This window comes from Hydrogenophaga sp., assembly GCF_041633695.1.
In the GTDB taxonomy this organism is placed as follows: domain Bacteria; phylum Pseudomonadota; class Gammaproteobacteria; order Burkholderiales; family Burkholderiaceae_C; genus Hydrogenophaga.
Genome location: NZ_JBFJMY010000423.1, coordinates 1 through 3,575, shown reverse-complemented (window position 1 = coordinate 3,575; position 3,575 = coordinate 1). Strand labels below are relative to the sequence as shown.

The 3,575-nt window shown below is 61.7% G+C and carries 4 protein-coding genes; 1 reads left to right on the top strand and 3 read right to left on the bottom strand.

Going from position 1 to position 3,575, the window contains the following annotated elements:
- From ABYB95_RS19385 to ABYB95_RS19375, 3 genes are all read right to left on the bottom strand, one after another.
- A partial coding sequence (locus ABYB95_RS19385; protein ID WP_372660627.1) for an AMP-binding protein occupies positions 1-716 on the bottom strand: 716 nt, incomplete at its 3' end.
- Complete coding sequence (locus tag ABYB95_RS19380; RefSeq protein WP_008905447.1) at positions 713-1,495, bottom strand: ABC transporter ATP-binding protein; 783 nt, start codon at positions 1,493-1,495, stop codon at positions 713-715. The genes ABYB95_RS19380 and ABYB95_RS19385, both read right to left, overlap by 4 nt.
- 9 nt (positions 1,496-1,504) lie before the next feature.
- Complete coding sequence (locus ABYB95_RS19375; RefSeq protein ID WP_008905448.1) at positions 1,505-2,296, bottom strand: ABC transporter ATP-binding protein; 792 nt, start codon at positions 2,294-2,296, stop codon at positions 1,505-1,507.
- Between the two features lie 571 nt (positions 2,297-2,867).
- On the opposite strand from ABYB95_RS19375, the gene ABYB95_RS19370 reads away from it, so the two are divergent.
- Positions 2,868-3,575, top strand: a 708-nt coding sequence (locus ABYB95_RS19370; protein WP_372660624.1) for an IS110 family transposase, incomplete at its 3' end; no start/stop codon positions are given.

Genomic DNA, 3,575 nt, shown 5'->3' with positions numbered 1-3,575 from the left:
TTGTGCCGGTCGAGCTTGAAATGGGTTTTGAGCTTGTCAACGGTGACGATCAGGTTGCGGTGCGACAGCATCGCGCCCTTGGGCGGCCCGGTGGTGCCCGAGGTGTAGACCAGCATGCAGGTGTCGTCGGGTTGGGTGTCCTCGATGGCGCGATCAAAGGTTCCCGCGTGCTGGGGCGATGCCGCGGCGTATTGGTCGCCAAGCTCAAGCACGTCCTCGAACGACATCAGCTTGTCGTGTTTGTAGCCGCGCATGCCCTTCATGTCGACGCAGATGATCTTCACCAGGTCGGGCAGGCCGGTGGCGTGCTTGTCCATGGCGTCGAGCACTTTGTCGACCTGTTCCTGGTCGCCGCAGACCACGAACTTGCTGTTCGAGTGGTGCACGATGTACTGCAGCTCCGGCCACGGGTTGGTGGGGTAGATGCCCACCACGACGCCGCCGATGGCTTGCGTGGCCAGGTCGGTGAACATCCACTGCGGACTGTCCTCGCTGGCAATCGCCAGCCGGTCGCCCTTGTCGAAGCCCAGAGACTTGAGACCGAGGGCGAAGCGGCGCGCCGTTTCGAAATAGTGCTGCCAGGTCATCCGGTTCCAGATACCGTAATCCTTCTCGCGAAACGCGAGCGCATCCGGAAAGCGCTGTGCCCAGTGCTGGAGCAGCTTGGGCAGGGTGGTGTTGCCGTTGCGCAGCAACGCGTCCAGGTTGTCGATCACGCGGCCTCCTTGGTTTTGCTGCCCAGGTAGGCGTCGATAACCGCCGCGTTGGCCGATATTTCGGCCGGCGTGCCCTCGCCGATCTTGCGGCCGAAGTTGAGCACGCAGACGCGGTCGGAGATGTCCATCACGATGCCCATGTCATGCTCGACCATGAGGACCGAAATGCCGAGTTCGTCGCGGATGTCCAGCACGAAGCGGGCAATGTCTTCGGTCTCCTCGCTGTTCATGCCCGACACCATTTCGTCCAGCAGCAGCAACTTGGGCTCGGTGGCCAGTGCGCGCCCCAACTCGACCCGCTTTTGCAGGCCATAGGACAGGGTGCCCACCGGCATGTCGCGAATTTCCTCGATTTCGAGAAAATCGATGATCTCTTCCACCTTGCGACGGTGTTCGAGCTCCTCGCGCCGCGCCCGTCCGAAGAACCACGAGGCATCCAGCACGTTGGTGGCCATGTGGCAGTGGCGGCCGACCAGCAGGTTGTCCACCACGCTGGCATGTTTGAACACCGCCAGGTTCTGGAAGGTCCGACCGATGCCGATGGCGGCCAGGCGGTGTGCCGGCATGCCGGTGATGTCGCTGCCATCGAAATGCACGGTGCCGCTGCTGGGCTTGACGACGCCGCTGATCATGTTGAAGGTGGTCGTCTTGCCGGCCCCGTTGGGGCCGATCAGGGAATAGATTTCACCGCGCCGAACGTGAAAACTGACACCGGCAACGGCTTCGACGCCGCCGAAGCGCTTGGACAGGGTTTCGACCCTTAACAATGTGTCGTTCATGTTTTTTTCTCAGGACAGCCAGCGTTTGCGCCGCTTGTAATGCTTCACGTCGCGCATGTTCTTGCGCGATCCACCTTCGCCGAAGCCTAGGTAGAACTCTCGCACGTCGTCGTTGCGCAGCATCTTGTCGGCCTCACCGTCGAGCACCACGCGGCCGTTTTCCATGATGTAGCCATAGTCGGCAATGGCCAGCGCCATCTGTGCGTTCTGCTCCACCAGGAGAATGCCCATGCCTTCCTGGCGGCACAGGCGGGTGATGATGTCGAAAATCTCTTCGCTGATCTGTGGCGCCAGACCGAGCGTGGGCTCGTCGAGCATCAGCAGTTTCGGGGACGACATCAGCGCGCGGCCGATGGCCACCATCTGCTGTTCGCCGCCCGACAGGTAGCCCGACACCGTGCTGCGTTTTTGCACCAGACGCGGGAACAGCCCATACACCATCTCCATCTGGCGCCTGGCGTCTGTCAGACTGCGTGTGTAGCCGCCCATCACGAGGTTTTCCTCGACCGTCAGCTGGTCGAACAGGCGGCGCCCCTCGGGCACCATGACCACGCCGGCGCGCACGATTTCGTCCGGCGCCAGGCCGGTCAGCTGGCGGTTTTCAAACGTGATCTGGCCACCCTTGATCTCACCGTCTTCCGGATACAGAACGCCCGAAATGCCTTTGAGCGTGGTTGATTTCCCGGCCCCGTTGGAACCGAGCAGGGCGACTATGCGACCTTTGCCGACGGCCAATGAGGCCTCTCGCACCGCCTCGATGGTGTTGTCGTAAACGATCTGGACATTGGTGAGATTCAGCATGACAGGCCGTTACTTGCGCTGTGCTGCGGCGACTTAACCATTGAACGGGTTTGCCGGTCGAGCGTAGTGGATGGGTGCGCCAGGATGGCAGCCGCAGTCGTGCAGACCTTCGGCTCGGATGGGCCGGGTGCATGGGCGCGACCATGGTCTCTGGTTGCCAGGGTGCCGGTCGAGGGGGCAGTTAATTTTCTCAAAGGTTGTCCCGTGTTGGCCGTGTTGGCCGTGTTGGGCAGCGTGCCTGCCATGTGCCTTGCCGTTCGGTAGGCGCCATGCCTTGTTTGCATGGCGTTAATCTAACGGTAGTTAGGCTGGCGTCAACTCGGGAAATCCCTATGCAGGTGCCATCAAGTCCGGGTGCAAGTGCGGGCGGCAACTTCTGGCCAGGCTCGCTACAGCATGAATGCCGGTGATTCACCGTCGGCGCATTCAAGACTGAAGATGGCACGGTCCGCCCACCTACAGCGCTGCTGCTGAAATGAGGCTGCCATCGGTCGACGGTGGGGCCTCGCAGAAACGGCATCCGAGTGCCAAAGTGGAGGTTCTTGCAACCACTTGATCTGGAGGCCCCACCATGCAATCTACTGCAAATCTGCCCGTCATTGGTCTGGATCTGGCCAAGTCCGTCTTCCAGTTGCACATCGTCGATATTCAGACTGGTGAAATCCAGCGTCGCCAGATCAAGCGCGCCAAGCTCACCGAGTTCTTCGCCAAGTGCCAGCGCAGCCTAGTTGCGATGGAGGCGTGCGGCACAGCCCACCACTGGGCGCGGGTGATCAGTTCCCTGGGGCACCAGGTCAAGCTGCTGCCTGCCCAGCACATCAAGGCCTTCTTGCTGCGCGACAAGACCGACGCCATGGACGCGCAAGCGATCTGGGTGGCTGCTCAACAGCCGCACCTCAAGCCCGTGCCTGTCAAGACGGAGCGCCAGCAGACTTGCATGGCGTTGCACGGCATGCGTCGTCAGCTCATGAAGATGCGGGTCATGCAAACCAACGCACTGCGCGGCATGCTGGCCGAGTTCGGCATCGCTCTGCCGGTCGGGCACAGCCAGTTGCTCAAGGCGATTCAGGGCGAGCTGGCCAAGGCGCAGCAGGCTGATCAGCTAACAGCCGATCTGGTGCTCAGCGTGCAAGAGCAACTCAAACGCATTGACGCCTTGCAAGAAGACATCGACCACCTTGGTCAGCGGCTGCGTGCCATGATTCGCGAGGACCGCCAGATGCAGGCGATCCAGCAAATCCCGGGCGTTGGGGACTTGACGGCCTCGGCGCTGGTGGCG